General features: G+C 31.1%; 19 protein-coding genes and 2 pseudogenes. 7 read left to right on the top strand and 14 right to left on the bottom strand.

Annotated elements, in window-relative coordinates:
• Positions 1-199: 199 nt before the first annotated feature.
• The gene (locus COC46_RS21395) at positions 200-613 is read left to right on the top strand and encodes a disulfide oxidoreductase (RefSeq protein WP_098811910.1); all 414 of its coding nucleotides are present in this window, start codon (positions 200-202) and stop codon (positions 611-613) included.
• Here the strand turns inward: COC46_RS21395 and COC46_RS21390 are convergent.
• On the bottom strand, positions 610-1,458 hold the full coding sequence (locus tag COC46_RS21390) for a DUF72 domain-containing protein (RefSeq protein WP_369700080.1): 849 nt from the start codon (positions 1,456-1,458) through the stop codon (positions 610-612). The two genes, COC46_RS21395 and COC46_RS21390, sit on opposite strands and share 4 nt — an antisense overlap.
• A 125-nt stretch (positions 1,459-1,583) precedes the next feature.
• Between COC46_RS21390 and COC46_RS21385 the strand changes: the two genes are divergently transcribed.
• Complete coding sequence (locus COC46_RS21385) at positions 1,584-2,807, top strand: two-component system sensor histidine kinase NtrB (protein WP_098811908.1); 1,224 nt, start codon at positions 1,584-1,586, stop codon at positions 2,805-2,807.
• A 37-nt stretch (positions 2,808-2,844) separates the two neighbouring features.
• Here the strand turns inward: COC46_RS21385 and COC46_RS21380 are convergent, their stop codons facing one another.
• The 7 genes and pseudogenes from COC46_RS21380 to COC46_RS21350 all read right to left on the bottom strand — a co-directional run bounded on the left by COC46_RS21380 (position 2,845) and on the right by COC46_RS21350 (position 8,867).
• Positions 2,845-3,813, bottom strand: a complete 969-nt coding sequence (locus tag COC46_RS21380; protein WP_098811907.1) for a quinone oxidoreductase family protein — start codon at positions 3,811-3,813, stop codon at positions 2,845-2,847.
• Positions 3,814-3,831: 18 nt separating this feature from the next.
• Positions 3,832-4,800, bottom strand: a complete 969-nt coding sequence (gene nrdF, locus COC46_RS21375) for a class 1b ribonucleoside-diphosphate reductase subunit beta (protein ID WP_098811906.1) — start codon at positions 4,798-4,800, stop codon at positions 3,832-3,834.
• 148 nt (positions 4,801-4,948) lie between these two features.
• Positions 4,949-5,905: pseudogene (locus COC46_RS21370) on the bottom strand (ribonucleotide reductase large subunit); the annotation flags it as partial.
• Between the two features lie 520 nt (positions 5,906-6,425).
• A pseudogene (locus tag COC46_RS21365) lies at positions 6,426-7,553 on the bottom strand (ribonucleotide reductase N-terminal alpha domain-containing protein); the annotation flags it as partial.
• Positions 7,540-7,899, bottom strand: a complete 360-nt coding sequence (gene nrdI / locus COC46_RS21360; protein WP_098811903.1) for a class Ib ribonucleoside-diphosphate reductase assembly flavoprotein NrdI — start codon at positions 7,897-7,899, stop codon at positions 7,540-7,542. The gene nrdI and the pseudogene COC46_RS21365, both read right to left, overlap by 14 nt.
• Before the next feature lie 367 nt (positions 7,900-8,266).
• Positions 8,267-8,461, bottom strand: a complete 195-nt coding sequence (locus COC46_RS21355) for an abortive phage infection protein (protein WP_098811902.1) — start codon at positions 8,459-8,461, stop codon at positions 8,267-8,269.
• Positions 8,462-8,558: 97 nt separating this feature from the next.
• Positions 8,559-8,867, bottom strand: coding sequence for a hypothetical protein (locus tag COC46_RS21350; RefSeq protein WP_098811901.1), 309 nt, complete (start codon positions 8,865-8,867; stop codon positions 8,559-8,561).
• A gap of 176 nt (positions 8,868-9,043) precedes the next feature.
• Between COC46_RS21350 and COC46_RS21345 the strand changes: the two genes are divergently transcribed.
• Positions 9,044-9,229 (top strand): YkvS family protein, encoded by a 186-nt coding sequence (locus tag COC46_RS21345; protein ID WP_098811900.1) that lies wholly within the window; start codon positions 9,044-9,046, stop codon positions 9,227-9,229.
• Between the two features lie 205 nt (positions 9,230-9,434).
• On the opposite strand, the gene COC46_RS22980 is transcribed toward COC46_RS21345, so the two are convergent.
• Positions 9,435-9,545, bottom strand: a complete 111-nt coding sequence (locus COC46_RS22980; RefSeq protein WP_255294997.1) for a DUF6254 family protein — start codon at positions 9,543-9,545, stop codon at positions 9,435-9,437.
• A 255-nt stretch (positions 9,546-9,800) separates the two neighbouring features.
• On the opposite strand from COC46_RS22980, the gene COC46_RS21340 reads away from it, so the two are divergent.
• Complete coding sequence (locus COC46_RS21340; RefSeq protein ID WP_098811899.1) at positions 9,801-12,878, top strand: efflux RND transporter permease subunit; 3,078 nt, start codon at positions 9,801-9,803, stop codon at positions 12,876-12,878.
• Positions 12,879-12,998: 120 nt separating this feature from the next.
• Here the strand turns inward: COC46_RS21340 and COC46_RS21335 are convergent, their stop codons facing one another.
• The 4 genes from COC46_RS21335 to mtnB form a co-directional block, all read right to left on the bottom strand.
• Positions 12,999-14,693 (bottom strand): M3 family oligoendopeptidase, encoded by a 1,695-nt coding sequence (locus COC46_RS21335; protein WP_098811898.1) that lies wholly within the window; start codon positions 14,691-14,693, stop codon positions 12,999-13,001.
• 445 nt (positions 14,694-15,138) lie between these two features.
• On the bottom strand, positions 15,139-15,585 hold the full coding sequence (locus COC46_RS21330) for a MarR family winged helix-turn-helix transcriptional regulator (protein WP_098811897.1): 447 nt from the start codon (positions 15,583-15,585) through the stop codon (positions 15,139-15,141).
• Positions 15,586-15,636: 51 nt separating this feature from the next.
• On the bottom strand, positions 15,637-15,828 hold the full coding sequence (locus tag COC46_RS21325; protein WP_098811896.1) for an aspartyl-phosphate phosphatase Spo0E family protein: 192 nt from the start codon (positions 15,826-15,828) through the stop codon (positions 15,637-15,639).
• Between the two features lie 343 nt (positions 15,829-16,171).
• The gene (gene mtnB, locus COC46_RS21320; protein WP_098811895.1) at positions 16,172-16,807 is read right to left on the bottom strand and encodes a methylthioribulose 1-phosphate dehydratase; all 636 of its coding nucleotides are present in this window, start codon (positions 16,805-16,807) and stop codon (positions 16,172-16,174) included.
• A gap of 517 nt (positions 16,808-17,324) precedes the next feature.
• On the opposite strand from mtnB, the gene COC46_RS21315 reads away from it, so the two are divergent.
• Positions 17,325-19,067, top strand: a complete 1,743-nt coding sequence (locus COC46_RS21315) for a B12-binding domain-containing radical SAM protein (RefSeq protein WP_098811894.1) — start codon at positions 17,325-17,327, stop codon at positions 19,065-19,067.
• A 237-nt stretch (positions 19,068-19,304) separates the two neighbouring features.
• Complete coding sequence (locus COC46_RS21310; RefSeq protein WP_098811893.1) at positions 19,305-19,649, top strand: DUF3905 domain-containing protein; 345 nt, start codon at positions 19,305-19,307, stop codon at positions 19,647-19,649.
• Between the two features lie 49 nt (positions 19,650-19,698).
• Here the strand turns inward: COC46_RS21310 and COC46_RS21305 are convergent, their stop codons facing one another.
• Positions 19,699-20,100 (bottom strand): DinB family protein, encoded by a 402-nt coding sequence (locus tag COC46_RS21305; RefSeq protein WP_176545246.1) that lies wholly within the window; start codon positions 20,098-20,100, stop codon positions 19,699-19,701.
• A gap of 225 nt (positions 20,101-20,325) precedes the next feature.
• Between COC46_RS21305 and COC46_RS21300 the strand changes: the two genes are divergently transcribed.
• Positions 20,326-20,805, top strand: coding sequence for a spore coat protein (locus COC46_RS21300; protein ID WP_098811891.1), 480 nt, complete (start codon positions 20,326-20,328; stop codon positions 20,803-20,805).
• Positions 20,806-20,855: the final 50 nt, after the last annotated feature.

The following is a 20,855-nucleotide window of genomic DNA, read 5'->3' as shown; positions in this document are numbered from 1 at the left end:
GGGTCTCAAGTTTCCCGCATTTCCCATAGGGGTCTTCGCACCTTCCATTTCAATTAGTCTCTAATTTAACTAAAATCAACAATTAATATTAACAGAGCCTTTTATTAAATATTTACTACTTAATGACCTTTTTATACCACTTTACATCCAAACGAAGGTACAATAGCATTATCGATAATCAAAGTTAGGATGGTAATAAATGAAGAAACAACAATCAATTTTATTTTTCACCTGGATTGTTAGCATTGTTGCAACTCTAGGTAGTTTATCATTTTCAGTTTTTAATCATTGGACACCTTGTTCATTATGCTGGTATCAGAGAATTTTCATGTATCCGATCGTTTTTATTGTAGGTATTGCATTTTATAAAAATAATATCAAAGATGTAATTTATGTTTTACCATTATCATTAATTGGAATGTGTATTTCAATCTATCATATTTTAATTCAAAAAGTTCCTGCACTAAAGGAAACAGTCACACAGTGTGGCCCGGTCCCTTGTACTGGGGACTATTTAAACTGGTTTGGTTTTATTACAATTCCAATGTTAGCATTTGTTGCTTTCCTACTTATTAATATTTGCTGTATTTCTCTTTTACGAAAATCAAATTAAAACAGTTCAAGCTGCTCGGTAGATGTTGGTCCAAACTCAATACCTAGCAGCTTCATTAATTGTTTAGCATTATCCGCTGCATCTCCACCAGAATTATTATTAAAAAGTATACAAATTTCTTTTGTGTTTTTTGCTAACTGTTCAATTCTTTCTACCCATTCATATAGTTCTTCATCATTGTATCGATATAAATACCTTACTTCACGCCAATTATCCTGTCCGTTATGATTCCATCCATATATATTTCGACCATGGAAACGGATTAATGTTAAATTTGGATCTGTTGGGTGTAAAATGATTGGTATACTACCATTACCAGCTTGTGGCTCATCACAAATTGAATGAATCCAACCTTCATCCTCCATAAACTTTAAAGTTTGCTCATAGTATTCCGAATGAAACCAAGACTGATTACGAAATTCTAAAATTGCAGGAAGACCTTTCAATTTACTTTTAAGCGTTCTTAATAATTCTACATTTTCCCTTTTACAATTAAACCAAGGTGGAAATTGAAATAAGATTCCTTTTAATTTATTCGCTTCAACTAACGGCTGAATTGATTCCAAGAATGGTGTTAATAGTAAAATTTGCTCCTCTTTAGAATAGTTTTGTCTTGAATGTCCAGTTATGCCACCATATGCTTTAACGATAAAGGAGAAATCTTCATTCGTTTGATTTACCCATTTATGATAGTTTGATTGTGGCATTATACTATAATAAGATGAGTCAATTTCGACAATTGGAAAGTGCATACAATACTGTCTTAATTTTTTTGAAGAGTGAATTCGATCAGGATATAAACGATCATGATCCCCCCACCCTGTTACCCCAATTTTTATTTCCATCATTCTCTCCCAAAGTGTTTTGATTATTAAATAATTATTTCTTATTTTCATTAAAATAAACGATTTTGTTTGATATAATGACTACAGTATAAATTTATTTTAGTAGAAATTGGAGTATAGTGTAAATGGTTAACGAGACAGTACAAGAACTAAAAAACAAAATAATTGAGCTTGAAGAAAAAGTAAAATCGTACGAATCAATCTTAAATACAATTACTTCTGGATCTATTTTTTCAAATGAAACTCGTGAATTATCTAACTCAAATCATTTAACTAGAAATACAAGTTATAACAATTCCAAAAATGAAACACTTCCATTACATACTAAATTCACAAACTTTTTATCTAATAGTAAAAGAACTTTACAATCTATTTATGATGCCTTTTCGCACCATATTTTATTTATAGATAAAAACGGTATTATTACACTATATAATCAACAAGTTGCGATCGATTTTCGAATTACGAAATATGAATTTATAGGAAGACATATTAGAGACTTATTAAAAATAGAAGACAAAGAGATTTGTTTGCTTCAAACACTTTATTCAGGTGAAGAATTTTATAATAAGGAGATTTTAAATATAAATTATGGCATAATCAATACTCGTATTATCCGTGATCTAAATGGAGAAATTTCAAGAGTGATTGGTGTTTTTCATAATTTAAACGATGAAAGAGAATCCGAAAAGTTGGCAATGTCTGGTAGAATTGCGGCAGGTATCGCTCATGAAGTCCGTAATCCACTTACAACTGTTAGAGGGTATTTACAATTCTTACAAGAAGAAGCTCCGCCACAGTATAAACAATTGTTCAATGATCTACTAATTCCCGAGTTAGACAGAGCAAATGCCATTATTACTGACTTTTTATCAATTACAAAGAATGCGAACTATAAACCAGAGCCAATTAATATTAATGACTTTTTTTCAAATCATCTAAAACAGCTATTTTTTAGTGAAACCGTATTAAATAATGTTAAAATAGAATATTACCTATCTAGTGAATTGATAGGTACACATATTTTCTTTGATAAAAACCAACTTGTTCAAGTGTTTTTAAATTTATTCCATAATGCATTAGACGCAAAAAAAGAAGAACTACTTTCTATTAATATTACAACATTTATTGATAAAGACATCGTTTATATTACTTTTAGAGATAATGGTACGGGAATTCCTCCTGCAGATTTACCATATATATTTGATCCGTTCTTTTCGACAAAAGACGATGGTACAGGACTTGGTTTATCACTAACTAAAAAACTGATTCAAAATCATAATGGAACGATTTCTGCAATAAGCGGTATGAATGGAACCACGTTTACAATTGCTTTGCCTGTTAAATAAAAAAAAGACCAAAACTTAAAAGTTTTGGTCTTTTTTATTATACAGATAAAATGATTTTTCCAGTTGATTTTCTACTTTCTAATAGATCATGTGCAAGCTTTCCATCTTTTAAAGGAATCACGGTAGGTTCTTGTACAATTAATTGTTTATTTGCAATCCAATCAAATAGTTCATTACTTCTACGTAATCTCTCTTCTTTCGAAATTAGTACATTCCATAAGTCTCCACCAGTTAGAGTTTTTGAGCTATCCATTAACATTCGTGGATCAATATGCACTGGATCTCCCCCAGCCATTCCGAAAAATACAACTGTTCCGTGAATTTTTGTTGCTTCAAAGCTATCCATTATTGTAGAACCTACTGATTCATATACAACATCCACGCCATGTTGTTCTTTCGTAAACTCTTTTATTTGTGAAACCCAGTTTTCATTATATAAAAATACTTCTTTAGCACCGATTGATAAAGCTTTTTCTCTTTTTTCTTGTGATGAGGTTAATCCGATTACCTCTCCACCTTTTAACAGAATCATTTGAGTCAATAATTGGCCAACTCCACCTGCGACTGCATGAACAAGAGCAACATCACCAGTTTTAATTTTATAGCTATCATTAATCAAATAATGTGCAGTTAAACCTTGTAGCATAATAGATGCAGCAATTTCAAAGCTAATTTCATCTGGAATTGGTACAATATGCGTTTCTTTTGCAGCAACATACTCCGCGTTTGCAAATGGAACATCTGCAAATGCTACACGATCGCCTACTTTATAGTCCGTTATACTTGAACCAACTTCGGTAATTATTCCAGAGCCTTCATAACCTAAAATATATGGAGGGTCTCCAGCTAAATGATAGTTCCCTTTACGACGATATATATCCGCAAAATTAACACCTACTGCCTTCATTTCAATTAAAACTTCATCAGATGAAATTTCAGGTGTTGCGATTTCTTCATATTTTAATACATCCGATTGTCCAAATTCTCTAAAAACAAGTGCCTTCATTTACATACTTCCTTACATTTAAAATTCAAAAATAAAATCCTCATCTGTTAATTTTTCCACTGTAACTGCTTTTACATACCCATTACCTTTTACAGAGAAAAAATCATGGTTTTTCGTATCAGTTTTTAAGCCATTTAATACAATCGGATTAATATCTTCTTCATCAAAATAAGTATCAAACCCTAAGTTCATTAACGCTTTGTTTGCATTATATCGAATAAACGTATTTACTTCCTCTACTAAACCAATCGAAGAATAAATTTCTTCTGTATATTGTAATTCAATCTCATACAATTGAACTAATAATGACATTGTTTTATTGAAAAGTCGAGTTTTTTGTTCATCAGTAAATTGGTCATAAATTTGTTGCGCTAAAAGCCCTACAAATACTCCGTGAATACTTTCATCACGTAAAATAAGATTAATAATCTCTCCACTTGCTGTCATTTTCCCTTGACCTGCTAAATATAACGGGAAGAAGAATCCGCTATAAAATAAGTAACTTTCTAAAAACACACTTGCAACCATTGCCATGTATAACTCTTCATCTGAAACATCGCGCTTTAATAAATTTAAATAATATGAAGAAATTAATTCCGATTTTTTAGTTAAAATTGGGTGCTCGTCCACCCATTTAAATAGCTCATCAATTTCATCTTCTGTAGCAAGAGTTGTAAAAATATGCGAATAGCTCTTAGCATGCACTTCTTCCATTGCACCCATAAATGCTAGTACACTTTTAGCTTGTAAATTTTTAAGATGAACTAAAATTAAAGGCATACCTTCTCCGCCTTGCTTAGTATCTAATAATGTTAGTCCACCTAATACCTTTTTAAAAGCCGTTTGTTCTTCTTTTGATAATGAATTCCACGTATTTTTATCTGATGAAACTACGATTTCTTCTTCAGTCCAAAACTGAGATAGATTTTGCTTCCAAAATACTAAACTAAAATCATCTTCTTTTTTATTCCAGTTAACAGCTTTCATTTATCTATTCCCCCTAATCATAAAGAAAGCTCGATGATATAGAACAATATGCTTAAAGCATTCTATATTCGAGCTTCTCACTTAGATCATCAAGTAATTTAATTTCGATTCAATTTCGTCTATTTAACTATTTATATACTAAAGTCTTTTATACTGAACAACTAATACACTCTTCTACACTTAATTTACGAGTACGTGTGTAATATAAGCTCTTTAATCCTTTTTTATTAGCATAAATATAGTATCTAGCAAGCTCTCGTGTTGAGATATCACTGTTTACATATAAAATTGAGCTAATACCTTGATCGACATGCTGCTGAATCTCAGCAATTAAGTCAATTAATTTAAATTGATTAACATCGTACGCTGATTTATAATACCAGAAACTATTTTTTGATAAATAAGGCATCGGATAATATGTTGTTGAATTTGCATAAGTTCTAGATTCAATAACATTTACAATTGGCATAACCGATGAAGTAGCATTTTGTATATAGCTAATTGATTGTGTAGGTGCGATTGCTAAGCGATAGCTGTTATATAAACCATATGCTTGTACTTCCTTACTTAAGGTAACCCAGTCAAATTCATTAGGGATATAAATACCATTAAATAATTCTTTTACCTTGTTAATTTTAGGTTCAAATGATTTTGAAGTATACTTTTCAAAATAAGTACCTTTTGCATATTCACTCTTTTCAAAATCCTTAAATGTTTTACCTGTTTCCTTAGCGATTAGCATACTTTTTTCAATCGAATAAAAGTTTACCATCATAAAGAATGTATTCACAAAATCTTTTGCTTCAGCACTCTCATATGCAATGCCATTTTTCGCAAAAAATCCATGCAAATTCATTGCACCTAAACCAACAGAATGAAGTTCTTCATTTGCTTTTTTAACAGTAGGTGCATTTTCTATTTCCGTCATATCTGCTACAGCGGTTAAAGCTTCAATACCAACATGTACTGATTCTCTAATGGCTTTATTTTCCATTACATTTACGATATTCAATGATCCTAAATTACAATTCACATCACGTTTGATAACATCTTCTTCACCATAGTTATTGATGACTGATGTTTCTTGTAGTTGAAAGATTTCTGTCTCTTATATTCGATTAGGCTCGCTAAAACCTAACCCGTTCTCTTATGAACTGCTACATGTCACCATGTAGGATAGACTATATCATCACCTTCAGCTCAACCTGGTAAGGTGCTCTGCTTTTCCACTCGCTCTTTGAGTGTACTCTACTCGCTTCTTCACTGGAGTTTTTCATCCAGCTATGCTTTCGATAGTCGTTAGGCATTTACTTATCTTAATCTTTCAGAAAGTCTCTTATAGGTAGGAAATTTATTGCTAGTTCCTCATCAGAATACACTTCGGCAAGAATTCTTATTTTTTACCGTTTAGTTTGTTTATAGTCTCATAGACAAACCCATAAGGCACTTCCTGAGTCATATAGCATTTCCCCGTTCTATTAGATTTAACCTAATAATATCTAATATTTACTGGGATTACACTGGAAATTAAGATAAGATTTAGCACGGTGGATTACCTATTATAAGGCTTCTCCCGTTTAACAGAGTTTTCGACTAGAATTTCTTCTAGAAGGTGCTAGCTATTAACACAAATTAGACATCTTTATTTCACCAATATCCTTTAATGCATGCTGCTCATTCGCATTACTTTTATACATTAAATATGGATAACCAGATTCTAACTGAATCGCAGCGATTTTTACTAAAAGGTCCCGTGCACTTAAATCTAGTTTTTTCTTTTTAATACGTTCATTATTGACTAATTCTTCATATCTTTCATCGATATCAAAATCATCTAAATGAATTCCATACTCTTTATACACTGTATATGGTGCAAATACGTAGAATGGTTCATTTTTCTCAGCTAGTTCAAAGAATTTATTTGGAACAATTAATCCGATTGATAGTGATTGAATTCTACTTTTCTCATCGGCATTGATTTTTTTTGTATCAAGAAATTCAACTACGTCCCAGTGGAAAATATTTAAATAGGTTGCACCAGCACCTTTACGTTGTCCAAGCTGGTTAGCATACGAAAACGAATCTTCTAATAGCTTCATTACAGGGACAACACCACTTGCAGCGTTATCAATTTCCTTTATTTGTTCTCCACGTGCTCTTAGCTTTGATAAGTTTAGTGCAACACCACCGCCGATTTTTGACAGCTGCATTGCTGTATTTATCTGAAATCCGATTGAATTTAAACTATCATCCATTTCTAATAAGAAACATGATACCAGTTCGCCTCTTCTACTTCTTCCGGCATTTAAGAAAGTTGGAGTAGCAGGCTGATAGTTTTGTTGAATCATGCTGTTTGCTAACTTCAATGCATTTTCTATTTTACCTCTTCCTAAATATAGTGCAACGATCGCAATTCGATCTTCATATCCCTCTAAATAATGCTTACCATCATTTGTTTTTAATGCATAATCTTTAAAGAATTTTGATGCAGCCATATATGATTGGAAAGTGAATCCAGCATTATAAACTAACTCATATAATTTCTCTATTTCATTAAAGGAGTAATCCGACTCAACATTATAATAATAGTTTTCTTGAATCATATAGTTTAAGCGTTCTTTTAAGGAAGAAAATAGAATCTTTTTATCTTCAACTTCTTTTAAAAAACAAAGAAGTGCTTCTTTATCTTTTGCGAGATCAAAAAAACCATCTTTTTTAATCGTCAATTCATTGTTCAGCTCAATATGTCTCAAGCTTTTCCACTCCTTCAATAAAATATTGTACATCTCGACTTGTCCCTGACAGTTCAAACTTTGATAACACTGGAACTTGGTAGTCTGATGCTATTTTATCTGCACTTGCTGCAAAAGAATCTCCCCAGTTTTTATTACCACTTGCACTGACTGCTTTTAAATACTTCGAATTACTGCTTAAAAAAGTACTTACGTTTTCAGGTACATTACCAAATCCTGTAGTATAGGTTACGAGAATAAAAGGTTCATCAATTTTTAATCCATCTTTTATTTGGATTGACGGCATTCTAATTTTATTGACAAATCGTTTAACATTGCCTGTCATTGAACTGTAAACTATCACCATTTTATCACCCTCGTTAATATGTAAGAATATTGAAAATACTTATGTTATATACCTACATATTGTATTACCTTTTTAGAACAAACACAATATATAGTTACCGAAATTAAAAAATAAACATTTCGACAATATGTCTCGAAATAAAACAATATATGAAATTTAACAAATTATGGAGAAGAGTGCAATAAAGTGTAAAACGATTTTTTTGTCAAATGAAGTCATAACATTTTCACAAAAAAAGTACTCATTAACGCCTTACGAAATAAGAAAAAAAGCTAAAAAAACTTTTTTTTTTCGCAAACTTTTAATGAGTACATGATTAAAATAATATAATTTTTTAATGAATTCGGCTCAATTTTAAACAAAAATATTAACTTCTTGCTTCTTCCAAGTAAGTATAAATTACATGTCCCCCATGCTGAGCATTCCCTCGAAAGTGTTTAAAATCTTCTCGATTAACAATTATTTGTCTAAATGTTAAAAAATCATCTTTTGTAACGCTAATTTCTGAAATCTCTCCTTTAACTAGCTGATCGATCAATTTGATAAATTCATTTTGTTCCATATTCTCACCCTTTATTATTAGATTGATATTTAGAATTTTAAAGGTTACTATAAAAAACTTCAAACCTAACATTAACAAAGCGTGTACTAAATGGAAACTAGATCGTAACATCAAGAATTTTTTCTGTTACAGATAAATTCATATTTTTATTATTTACTAAAATTACTTCGGTTTTTCCATCCATTAAAACTAAAAATGCTTTAGGAATTACTTCTACTCCTGTCCCAAGACTCGCAAACTCTAATGAAGAATGCGCTTCACCAAGAACGACAATCATCTCAAAAAATGGTACTAAAATAATTTTTTCAAAAAATAATATAGGATCGCCAATCAGAGTATTACTACTTACCAAATTTTCTATTTCATTTGTAATTTCTACTTCAAACTCTTTAAACCATTCTTTCAACAAACTAACCTCCAGAAAGTGCTACAACCCATTTTTTCCTTTCAAAAGGTTTTTAAACATAATTTCTTATAAAAATAGACATAATTGTAAAAAAATTTAAATTTTCTCTTTACCTTTAAACCGTTTTCATGCATTATAGAAGGTGTCAAGTCAAAACTTTGTTAGGAGATATGCTCATGAAAATTGCAGAAGCAGGAAATATCATTGAGTTTAAACAGGGGTTAAAAGGTAGAGTACAAAAAGTTAATAAAAATTCTGTCATTGTTGACATATCCATAATGGAAAACTTCCGCGATTTAGAAATGGAACCACTAACTGTCGTAAACCATAAAAATTATAAAATAGTAGTAACTGCAGAGTAAATAAAGATAGTAGAATTAGTTATATTCATAATTTAAGGTTCGATTTACATAGATTTCAAATCTATTAAAATTTTATAAGATTTCTTTACCAAATCAGTCTAAGGTCCCGTGTATATCACGGGACTTTTTTTTATGATTACAAATGAAATGTGATTAGTGGAAATCGTAAAATCTGGTACCATTCACTCTTTTGTAAAGGAGGTGGCTATTTTGTTTCTTTGTCCAATTCTTTAAACGATTTTACTTTATCGTGTGGTTTATGGTTCGACTTTCTTTCATTCCAAAATCGTTCCTTTTCTTTTTTTGATTTTGTCATTTTTATCACTCCTAAAAATTAAGAAATTTCTTGCCATCTTATCATTTCACAATTAGTCAAAATATATGTTAGTTATTTTTATTATAAGAAGAACTAGGAAGCACGAGGAAAGAAGGAAAATACATAAAAAGGAACTACTTGAAATAGAAATTACCGGTTTCTCTTTCGTAGAAAATTATCGCATTCAAAAGATTGAAAATTCCGATTACAACCGTTCCCCACTAAAATCACTAGATATAGAAAGGAAGGTATTGAATGAACTTTTTAACAAAATTTAGTTTAAAAAATTCTGTAGCAATCTTTATTATTTCGTTTTTATTAATATTTGGAGGACTTTACTCTTATTCAAAATTAAAAGTTGAAGAGCTTCCAAATATCGAATTTCCAGCAATTTCTGTTCAGGTTGTTTATCCTGGGACTGCACCTGATGATATAAATGAACAGATCACAACAAAACTTGAAAACTCTTTTAAATCAATAGAAGGAATAAAGACACTATCAAGTTCTTCTTTCGAAAGTGTTTCTGTTATTAATTTAGAATTTCCATTTAATACAGATATGGATAAAATTGAACAACAAGTCAACACGACATTAAAGGATGCAGGCTTACCTGATAATGTAACAACGAAGGTGGATCGTTTTTCGTTTGGTTCCTTCCCTATTTATTACATCTCAATGTTTTCAAAAGACGGTTCGAACATCGAGACAACTTTAAATGATGAAATCGTTCCTGCCTTAAATAAAATAGAAGGTGTAAACAGTGTTTCAATTGGTGGAGGAAATTCTACATCCTTATCTATTGAAGTTGATAAGCAGAAAATTGCAAATTTAGGGCTATCACTAACAAGTATAAAAGATCAAATTAATGCAAAATTTCTATCCTTTCCAGCTGGAAAAATAAACGATGGAGATATTAAAATTCCAATTCGTGTCGAAGAAAAATTAGATACAATTCAAAAGCTAAAAGATTTAGAATTACAACCTGCATCATTTACATCTACGACATCAACTCAAAATGCCCAGACTCCAAAAGTTTTATTGGGAGACGTAGCTAAAATTGAATCAGTAGACTCTAAAGATGAATTAATTCGTTACAATGAAAACGATGCTATTTCAATGGCAATAACGAAGAAACAAGATGCAAATACAGTTGAAGTAGCGGATAAAGTAATTAATGTCCTAAATAAACACAAAAAAGAAATTTCATATAAAGTGGGCTATAGCTCTGCTGATGGAGTAAAACAATCTGTTGAATCATTAATTAAGGAAGGATTATTAGGAGCATTATTTGCTTCATTGGCAGTTTTAATATTCTTACGTAACTTCCGTGCCACATTTATTGCTATTATCTCAATACCTTTATCTTTATTAATTACATCGATATTCTTGATCAAATTAGATATAACGTTAAATATTATGACTCTTGGTGGTATGGCAGTTGCTGTTGGACGTGTTGTAGATGATAGTATCGTTGTAATTGAAAATATTTTCCGTAGAATTCGCAAATCAAAAGAAGGTATTTCAAATGAGTTAATTTTATCTTCAACAAAAGAAATATTAAAAGCAGTTACCTCTTCTACTATTACTACAATTGTAGTGTTCTTACCTTTAGGAGTTGTAGGTGGATTTACGAGTAAAATATTCTTACCTTTTGCATTAACAATTGTATTTTCTTTACTAGCTTCCTTGTTAGTTTCAATTACAATTGTACCAATCTTAGGTCGTTATGCATTTAAGAAAGTACCACAAGAAGAAAAAGAAGAAAAAATTCAAATATGGTACGGTAAAGTAATTGAAAAATCATTAAATCGCAAATGGATTGTCATCGTATTAGCTGTAGTATTACTTGCAGGCTCTTTTTCACTAGTAGGTAGACTTGGTTTCACATTTATTCCAAATGAGTCTTCTCGAGCAATTATTGCTTCATTAGAGCTACCGCCATCAACATCATTAGAAAAAACAAATGAAGTTTCATTAAAAATTGAAAAGATGTTCTTAAATATGAAAGAAGTTAAAGAAGTTTCTACTGGTGTAGGTAGTCGCGACTTTATGACCGGATTAAAAACGGAGAATAAAGCTAGCTATTTTATTAATTTGAAGCAAAGCGGAAATGTCGATCAGTTTATTAAAGATACAAAAAGTAAAATGGAAAAAGTAGCAGCTTCTGAAGTTCAAGGTGCAAAAGTAGGATTGCAAGAAAACTCATCTAGTGGTCCACCATCAAATAATAACGTCGACATCAATTTGTATTCTAATAACTTAGTTGCACTTCAAGAAAGCGCTAAAAAAGTTGAAGACTACATGAAAAAAAATGATGACTTAAAATATGTTACGAATAATTTCTCAGAAAAACAAAAACAAGTAATTGTTTCAGTAGATGGGAAAAAAGTTTCTGAGAATGGTCTTTCTGCTGGAATGATATTAGGTTTAGTTGCCGATCAAACAAACCCGATTAATATGGGAACATTAAAAATTGATGGCAAAGAACAAAATGTACAATTAACTTATAATAAAGAATTACAATCAATAGAAGATATTAAAAATATTACTTTATTTGGAAAAAAAGGAGCAATTAAACTATCAGATGTGGCTCAAGTTAAAACCGTTGAAACATTTTCAGCAATTCAAAAGTTAGATGGTAAAGTATTTGCGAAAGTTTCTGCTCAAATAAAAGGAAAAGACATCGCAACAGTAACGAATGAAGTAATCAATGATGTAAAAAAAGATGTAGACCTACCATCTGATGTCACTTTAAAAGGCGGCGGAGGTAGTGATGATACTACACAAACATTTAAAGACTTAGGTGTTGCAATGGGCGTAGCAGTCGGATTAGTTTATTTAACAATGTTAATTACATTTGGCAAAGCTCGAATTCCATTTATTATTTTATCTGCATTAGTATTTGTACCAATTGGTTCATTTGTTGCACTATTCTTAGCAGACGAACCGCTTTCTATTAGTGTAATGATTGGATTATTAATGTTAATCGGTATCGTTACGACAAATGCCATCGTATTAGTTGATCGAATAGGACAAAATATCGAACAAAAAGGTTTACCTATTCGCCAAGCAATTATTGAAGGTGGTAAAACACGTCTACGACCTATTTTAATGACTGCATTTGCTACGATCGCTGCTTTACTACCATTAGCATTAACGACATCTAGTGGTACTTTAATATCGAAAGGATTAGCTATTACAGTAATTGGCGGTTTAACCTCATCGACTTTATTAACATTAGTATTTATTCCGGTTGTCTATGAACTATTTTTTTCTAAGAGAATAAAGAAAAATACTAAAACGGAGGAAACTTCTAAAGTAGTTAATAACTAAACTTATTTAATAGAGAGAAAGGGACTATACTCTTTCTCTTTTTCATGTTGGTTCCCACTATAGGATACTCGCTTTCCTTGTAATAAAAAAACTCCGACTATAAAAAGTCGGAGTAATTACTCATAAACTTTGATCGTTTACACCTGCTAGCCATTTTCTAGCCGGTTCTAATGTATTTTCGATGCAGCCATCATTAAATGGAGATTCTAACTTGGCTTCTTTAACTAAGCCTAAAAATGATTTACTTCCACCTAATTGGCAAAGTCCAACATAATCAGACCATGCTGATTCTCTGTTTTCATGCATCTTATTCCAAAATTGTAGTGCACAAATTTGAGCCAATGTATAATCGATATAATAGAATGGTGATTGATAAATATGACCCTGTCTTTGCCATAGTCCACCTTTTTCTAAATAACTATTTCCATCGTTTACTCGATGTGGTAAATATTTCTCCTCAATTCTTTTCCAAAGCCCGTGACGTTCTTCTGGAGTTAAATCTGGATTTGCGTAAATTTCATGTTGGAATTCATCTACTGCCACACCATAGCTAATAAATGTAATTGCACTACTTAAATGTGTGAAATAATATTTTTGAGTATCTTCTTTGAAGAATTCCTCTTGCCAAGGCCATGTAAAGAATTCCATACTCATTGAATGAATCTCACACGCCTCATATGTTGGCCAGTTATACTCAGGTGTTTCAAATTTACGACTTTCGTAAACTTGGAATGCATGACCTGCTTCATGTGTTAAAACGTCAATATCACCAGATGTTCCGTTGAAATTCGAGAAAATAAAAGGAGCTTTATAGTTTGGAATATAAGTACAATATCCTCCACCTTGTTTCCCTTCCTTCGCAACTAAATCTAGTAAGTTTTCCTTTAACATAAAATTGAAAAACTCACTTGTTTCTTTTGATAATTCATCATACATTTTTTTACCGTTCTCAATAATCCACTCCGGACTACCTTTAGGTGTTGCATTGCCAGTTACAAATTCGAATTTATCGTCATAGTAATAAAGTTGTTCTACTCCAATTCGATTTGCTTGTCGCTCTCTTAATTCTGTAGCGATTGGAACAATTGTTTCAAGAACTTGCTCTCTAAACTTTTTAACATCATTTGCATCATAATCAGTTCTCATCATACGTGCATAACCTAGTTCAATAAAGTTTGAGAAACCTAACTTATTTGCGATTCGAGTTCGAATTTTTACTAATTTATCATAAATCTCATCAAATTTATGCTGATTCTCCGAGAAATAACCGAAGTATGTATCATAAGCTGTTTTTCTAACTTCTCGATCTTTATCTTCGAAATGTGCCGAAATTTGTGCTAACGTTTTCACTTCACCATAAAATGAAAGCTTCGCCGCAGCTACTAACTTAGCATATTCAGTCGTTAGTTTATTTTCTTCCTGTAAATCTGGAATTACTTCTTCACTTAGAATTTTAACTTCACATTCAGCTAAAGCAAATAATTGTTGCCCATATTTTTCTTCAAGCTGCTCTCTAAATGGTGAACCACTTAGTGCTTTGTAGTATTGTTGCCCATATGATTGAACAATTGGAGTATTTTCATCAAAAAACGCTTGCTCATCCTCGTAAAATTTATCGTTTGTATCAACTGAATGGCGAACTGCACACAAATTTTCCATTGTTGCAAATTCATTTCTTAAATCATTGATCTCATTCATTGCTAATTCTTGTTCATAAACAGTTGATGCATCATAAAAATTTTGTAATGAACGTTTGAATTGTTCACCAAAGTTCTTCATATTTGGTCTAGTATAGTGGTAATCTTGAAAACCCATGTTAATCCCTCCATTTTTTTGTGATATTGCTATTATATATAAAATCTTCTTGTAAAAAAACCTAAATTTAAATAAATTTCTGAAAATTTAAAATTGTTTACTTGATATAATCTTTGAAATCTAGTATTATCAACTTTTTTAAGTGATAAAACTACTAATTTAAAAGTGTTTATGTTATTTTGTAAATTTTGAAAAACAAGAACACGATGCAAATTTATTCATTGATTTATAAACATAATAGACTCAGAAAAAAGCGAACATAATGATTGAACAAACTCTTTTAAAACAAAAAAGCTCCTACAAATAGGAGCTTTTAGTGTGTAGACAAAGTCCAAAANNAGGAGCGGAGTTACCCTAAACGATAATGAGCACCGCTCAACAGTCGAAGCAACGAAGAAAGCGAGCGCTTGGCGGGCAGTCTGAAAGCTCATACAAATAGGAGCTTTTAGTTTGAACCATGGTATCCAATTTTCTTTAATAAATGAATTAGGAAATTTTTTTCTTCATTTGAGAGATCACTCATTTGCTCATGCAAGAATTTTTCATGCACAGGAAATATTTCTTCCATCAGTTTATTTCCACTTTCAGTTATTTCTGCATAGATTACTCTTCGATCTGCACTACATGGATTTCTATAAACTAATCCCTTTTTCTCGAGTTTATCTACTACATAAGTAATACTACCACTAGCAATTAGTATTTTTTCACCAATATGTTGAAGTGGCTGGTTTCCTTTATGATACAGGAGTTCTAAAACTGCAAATTCAGTTGGATTTAAATTAAAACTAGCAATTGATTTATTAGCAGAATCATTTATCTTTCTATGTGCTCGCGATAATACAATAAATAACTTTAACGAAAGCTCTATATCTTCTCTATTTGTCTCTTCCATATTAATACCCCTTCAATTTCTTTTCCTAGATCAATTCTTTTTTACTTAAGCTTATTTCAATGAAAATGATTTATTTAATTCATTTAGCAATTTTTTTTGGTATGAAATAATTAACTCGTCCAATTCTTGACTGGCCTTTAAGGTCATGTGTTCATTTAACCCTTTAGTTTCCGCAAAATATACCATTTCTTCTCTTTTTAATGAGATAGATAATAATAAACGGCTGAGTTGATATTCATTCATTAGACTGATTCCCTTCTACAGGATGTTTTTTAAAACTAACCTTTTCATTAATAATTGATTTATTTACTACTATTCATTCTATCTAATTTATTTAAAATAGATACAATATGAAACCTACTAAGCAAAATTACCTAGTAGGTTTATTTATGTTTATGTAAAACCACTTATATCTAATGCTCTTAATTAATAAATTAGACGCTCTTTTATGAAATCCTGCTTAAGATGATTAATTTTGATTTAAGTATGTAATTAAGACTATTCTTTATCTATTATTATAAAATAAAAAAGCTGAAATGTAATGGAAATTATTTACCACTACTATTTCAGCTTATTATTTTTCTTCTTAGTTTCCTGCTTTAATTTTATGACCTTGAATCATCATTAATTTAACTTTATAGCTTATTAAAAACTCGATGCCTTCTAACCATTTCTTTGTTTCTAGTGGACTCCTACCCCAGACAGTTATTCCATGATTTCTTACTAGAACAGCCCCAAAATCATTTGTTAAAAATGGAGTGTAAGCTCGTTTAAAAGTTTCCATATCTTGTGCATTCTCTATGATCGGCACAGTTATTTTATTTTCAAAATAAGAGCTTGTTAAGATATGAATCATTTCATTATTTTCAAGCTCTACCTTTCCTTCATCACCAAATAATTCTGAAATAACATTATTATCTACCGTATGTACATGGAGCACACAAGTAGCAGAAGTTCTTTCATAAATATTTGCATGAACCAATGTTTCAAGAGATGGCTTTAATACCGTATCAAATACTGGCTCTCCAAGATTATTTACAACAATAAATTCTTCATCGCAGCGTGCTCGCTTATCCTTCTCATCCGCTGTTACAAGAAATAACAAAGGATCGTCTGAAATTTTCATCGACAGGTTTCCGCTCGTACCATAAAACCAATCTCTTTTTGCTAAATCACATTTAATATTAGCTAGCTTTTTCCATTGTTCTAAAAATAAACTCATATTTACACCTCCACTTATTTAGACTATCTATTTGGACACTATTAAAATTTCAAACTATTCTTACTATTTATTAAAATTATGTCATGTGTCGGTCTTCATTGTCAATAGTTCTAAGTAAATGAACAAACACCAATTTTCTACAACTTTTTTTGTTTTTTGATAGGAATTATTGATTTAATACCTTTTTTACATCCTGATTAGACAATACACCGATTTTATTACATAAATACGTAAAAAATAATAATTTCTTACTCATATGTTTATCCTTTCTTTCCCTAAGGAAACTTTTTTGTATTTAGTGAATTATATGCTTTTTTTATTAAAAATGTGAAGAATATCTCTTAACTGTAATGAAATATCTACATGCTTTATCATCTAAACCATTTTCTCTTTGCAGATTCAACTGTACTTTTTTGCTGCTCTAAAAAACTGTCTCTATATCATCCTTTTCAAAATTTAGTAATCTCAATATTTTATGTTAAAATAAATCGATAATAATTTAGAACGAGGTATATAAATGAACATTGTTTTAGCTACATTAAATGCAAAATATATTCATACTAATTTAGGTATTCGTTACCTTAAAGCGTATTCTCAGCCTGAATATGATATAGAGCTTGCAGAATATACAATTAAAGACCCAAGTCTTAATATCATTACAGACTTATATAAGCGTAAACCAAAAGTCCTTGGCTTTAGTTGCTATATTTGGAATATCGAACAAACACTCGAAGTTATTCGTATGTATAAAAAAATTGACCCTTCTGTCATTATTTTTATCGGGGGACCGGAAGTCAGCTATGATGTAAATTATTGGTTAGATCGCGTTAAGGAAATTGATGTAGTTATCATTGGCGAAGGAGAAATTACTGTAAAAAAATTAATTCACGCTATTGAAAATGAGACTGATTTCAGTTCAATCAATGGTATTGGTTATCGAGATGAAGGAAAAAATATCATTAAACCACAAACTGAAAAAATAGATTTAACAACGATTCCCTCTCCGTATCGCTTTAAAGAAGATTTACCATTTTTGAGTAAAAGAATTCAATATATTGAAACTAGTAGAGGTTGTCCTTTTAATTGCCAGTTTTGTTTATCTTCAATCGAAGTTGGGGTTCGATATTTCAATCGAGAAGTGATCAAAGATGATATTCGTTTCCTTATGGCAAATGGAGCAAAGGTTTTTAAATTCGTAGATCGAACTTTTAATATTAGTCGAAGTTATGCTATGGATATGTTTCAATTTTTAATTGATGAGCATGTCGAAGGAACCGTATTCCAATTTGAGATTACTGGTGATATTATGCGTCCAGAAGTCATCGAGTTTTTAAATCAAAATGCTCCTAAAGGACTGTTCCGATTTGAAATAGGTGTTCAATCTACAAATGATGCGACTAACGAACTAGTTATGAGAAGACAAAATTTTGAAAAGCTTTGTAGAACTGTCACACTTGTTCGAGATGGAGAAAAAATAGATCAACATTTAGATTTAATCGCTGGCTTACCTGAAGAAGATTACAATTCTTTCCGTCAAACTTTCAATGATGTTTTCGCATTAAGACCTGAAGAACTTCAACTAGGCTTCTTAAAAATGCTAAGAGGAACTGGAGTACGTTTACGTGCACATGAACATGATTATGTATATATGGATTATGCACCTTATGAAGTACTAGGCAATAATGTATTGTCTTTCGATGATATCGTTAAAATTAAGCAGGTTGAAGACGTACTTGAAAAATATTGGAATGACCATCGAACAAATAATACGATTGAATATTTAATTAAAAACGAGTTTGAAAGCCCATTTGATTTCTTCCAATTATTTGGTTCATATTGGGAAGAAAGAGGTTGGTCAAGAATCGGACATCAGCTTGAAGATTTATTTAAGCGACTAAATGAATTTTTAACCCAATATCAAATTAAAAATGAATCAATTGTTAGAGATATTATGAAAATTGATTATTATCTAAATCATAAATACAAACCACGTAAACCTTGGTGGGATGAAGTAACAAATCATGATTTCTCGAAAGAAATTTATAAACGAATTATCGAAACTCCTGAGCAGTTAGGTTCAGATTTTATTGCTCTTAATTTAAGTGAAAAGGAAATTTATAAACATACTATGGTTGAAGCCCTTTCATTTAATATCGATCATTTCTTAGCGACTGGGGAATATAGAACTGGCAATTATGCAATGCTAGTTTATTTCTCTCCAAAAACTTTATCACCTTCATTTTTTACAATCGAAGTATAAGACAAAGTCCTAAAAATTTGATTTCCAGACTTATTGCAAGCGCTTGTCTTTCGAGGCACNNGCCTGATGAGGAGCGGAGTTACCTACCCTAAACGGTAATGAGCACTGCTTTAGCAGGTGAAGCAATGAAGAAAGCGAGCGTTTGGCGGGCAGTCTGGGACAATATTTTTGATATTGTCCTTTTGTATTGATTTCACTAATTAGCAAATAATAATTTGTAAGTAGAGGTGAAATTTAATGAAAAGAAAAAAAGACAAAGCTGAAATCGATTCACCGGTAATGCAAGACACATTACCGCATATTTCAAATTTTCCTTCCTTTAAAGGAACAGATGTAAAAATGGAAGAACCATTTGTAAATTCTAAGGGAGTAGTCATTGGCGACAGTAAATATAATTCTCCTAACTCTCCACTAAATAATTGGTCCGACGATGTTGATCCATCGGTTATGGCTGGAGACGAATGGGTTCATCCAACGAATGATATTGGTTGGGCAACTGAAGAAAATGCTGCACTTCTAGAATCGAAAAAACGTGAACCAACGAAGCAATTTATGCATCCACAGCACGAGACTAGAGACTAGTTATAAATAGGATTAAGGAGAAGTATTTTCTTCTCCCTAATCCTATTTTTTAAAATAATTGGATATTGATATTACCTTTTTTTTGGACTAATTGCATATGTAATTGGGCTCTGTGGTGTGTAAAGTGGACAAGTATTTCTAATAGCCACTCAAATCTAGAATATTGGAGTCCCCAATAAGATGTAGTTTTTTCGAATAACTCCTCATCTTTCATGTTAAAAAAGATTTCATTTAAATCATGGACGTTTTTCTGTAATAAACTTTTCATTTCATCTAAAGTACTACACTTTACCTTCGTATAATAATTAGCCATCATTTCTTGACTGGTACCTCTCATGATTTCTAAATCTGCACCGATAAGCTCACACACATGCTGAACTAACTCCCCAATTGATTTCTTATCATCTATCGGTCGAAAATGTAAATCCTCTTCATTTATCATCTCCATCATTTCAAAAACACTCTCTACACATAAACTCAACTGATGAATCACATTTTTAATATACATATTTAAGGCAGAATTCGAAGGTTATAAAATTAAAGTGGACATAGTTATTCACCAATCCATACCCCTCCCTGCCTCTCCCTCCTTTCTTTCCTTGAACTTCACACTTTTATATCGTCATATTATCCTGTCCAACTGAATAGACTTTTACAAAAAAAAGGAGGGACAAGCATGAGAACATTAGCATGGCATGAGACTTTAGAATTGCATGAGATTATGGCTGCAACTACTTATTATTTATATAAGCTTAAAACAAATTTAAAAAATATAACAGATGAAGGATTAAAAGAATTATATAAAGCTTCCATTAACACGTTTGAAAATAATTTGCGAGATATACTAAAGTTTATGAGTAATATTACAATCGGAGAAAGAGATGCGGCAAGTGATAAATTAGCAAGCGAAATGAGCGCTGAGGATTTATTAACAGCAACAAAAGTGTTAACAAAAATGTATGCACATGCACTAACAGAAACGGCTACACCTGATTTAAATAATATGTTTGTTAAACAACTAGTATTAATTAACACTCTCCATTCTCAAATTTTTAACTATCTATCTAAAGAAGGTCAATATTCAGCTTACAATATTAATAAATTAATCGAGAACGATGCTAAAAAAGCAATGGATGTTTTAAAGATGCCGTATTAAAAAATGGACGTAACATAACGTCCATTTTTTAATGCTGTTGAAAAAAGACT

This window comes from Bacillus sp. AFS041924 (genome assembly GCF_002577195.1).
Lineage (GTDB): Bacteria > Bacillota > Bacilli > Bacillales > Bacillaceae_G > Gottfriedia.
This window is presented reverse-complemented; position numbering and strand designations above follow the sequence as displayed.

What these genes read in the sequence shown, in the direction of transcription:
- COC46_RS21395 (WP_098811910.1), top strand. Translation starts at nt 200, where the DNA reads ATGAAGAAACAACAATCAATTTTATTTTTCACCTGGATTGTTAGCATT.
- COC46_RS21390 (WP_369700080.1), bottom strand. Translation starts at nt 1,458, where the DNA reads ATGGAAATAAAAATTGGGGTAACAGGGTGGGGGGATCATGATCGTTTA.
- COC46_RS21385 (WP_098811908.1), top strand. Translation starts at nt 1,584, where the DNA reads ATGGTTAACGAGACAGTACAAGAACTAAAAAACAAAATAATTGAGCTT.
- COC46_RS21380 (WP_098811907.1), bottom strand. Translation starts at nt 3,813, where the DNA reads ATGAAGGCACTTGTTTTTAGAGAATTTGGACAATCGGATGTATTAAAA.
- nrdF (WP_098811906.1), bottom strand. Translation starts at nt 4,800, where the DNA reads ATGAAAGCTGTTAACTGGAATAAAAAAGAAGATGATTTTAGTTTAGTA.
- nrdI (WP_098811903.1), bottom strand. Translation starts at nt 7,899, where the DNA reads ATGGTGATAGTTTACAGTTCAATGACAGGCAATGTTAAACGATTTGTC.
- COC46_RS21355 (WP_098811902.1), bottom strand. Translation starts at nt 8,461, where the DNA reads ATGGAACAAAATGAATTTATCAAATTGATCGATCAGCTAGTTAAAGGA.
- COC46_RS21345 (WP_098811900.1), top strand. Translation starts at nt 9,044, where the DNA reads ATGAAAATTGCAGAAGCAGGAAATATCATTGAGTTTAAACAGGGGTTA.
- COC46_RS22980 (WP_255294997.1), bottom strand. Translation starts at nt 9,545, where the DNA reads ATGACAAAATCAAAAAAAGAAAAGGAACGATTTTGGAATGAAAGAAAG.
- COC46_RS21340 (WP_098811899.1), top strand. Translation starts at nt 9,801, where the DNA reads ATGAACTTTTTAACAAAATTTAGTTTAAAAAATTCTGTAGCAATCTTT.
- COC46_RS21335 (WP_098811898.1), bottom strand. Translation starts at nt 14,693, where the DNA reads ATGGGTTTTCAAGATTACCACTATACTAGACCAAATATGAAGAACTTT.
- COC46_RS21330 (WP_098811897.1), bottom strand. Translation starts at nt 15,585, where the DNA reads ATGGAAGAGACAAATAGAGAAGATATAGAGCTTTCGTTAAAGTTATTT.
- COC46_RS21325 (WP_098811896.1), bottom strand. Translation starts at nt 15,828, where the DNA reads ATGAATGAATATCAACTCAGCCGTTTATTATTATCTATCTCATTAAAA.
- mtnB (WP_098811895.1), bottom strand. Translation starts at nt 16,807, where the DNA reads ATGAGTTTATTTTTAGAACAATGGAAAAAGCTAGCTAATATTAAATGT.
- COC46_RS21315 (WP_098811894.1), top strand. Translation starts at nt 17,325, where the DNA reads ATGAACATTGTTTTAGCTACATTAAATGCAAAATATATTCATACTAAT.
- COC46_RS21310 (WP_098811893.1), top strand. Translation starts at nt 19,305, where the DNA reads ATGAAAAGAAAAAAAGACAAAGCTGAAATCGATTCACCGGTAATGCAA.
- COC46_RS21305 (WP_176545246.1), bottom strand. Translation starts at nt 20,100, where the DNA reads ATGATGGAGATGATAAATGAAGAGGATTTACATTTTCGACCGATAGAT.
- COC46_RS21300 (WP_098811891.1), top strand. Translation starts at nt 20,326, where the DNA reads ATGAGAACATTAGCATGGCATGAGACTTTAGAATTGCATGAGATTATG.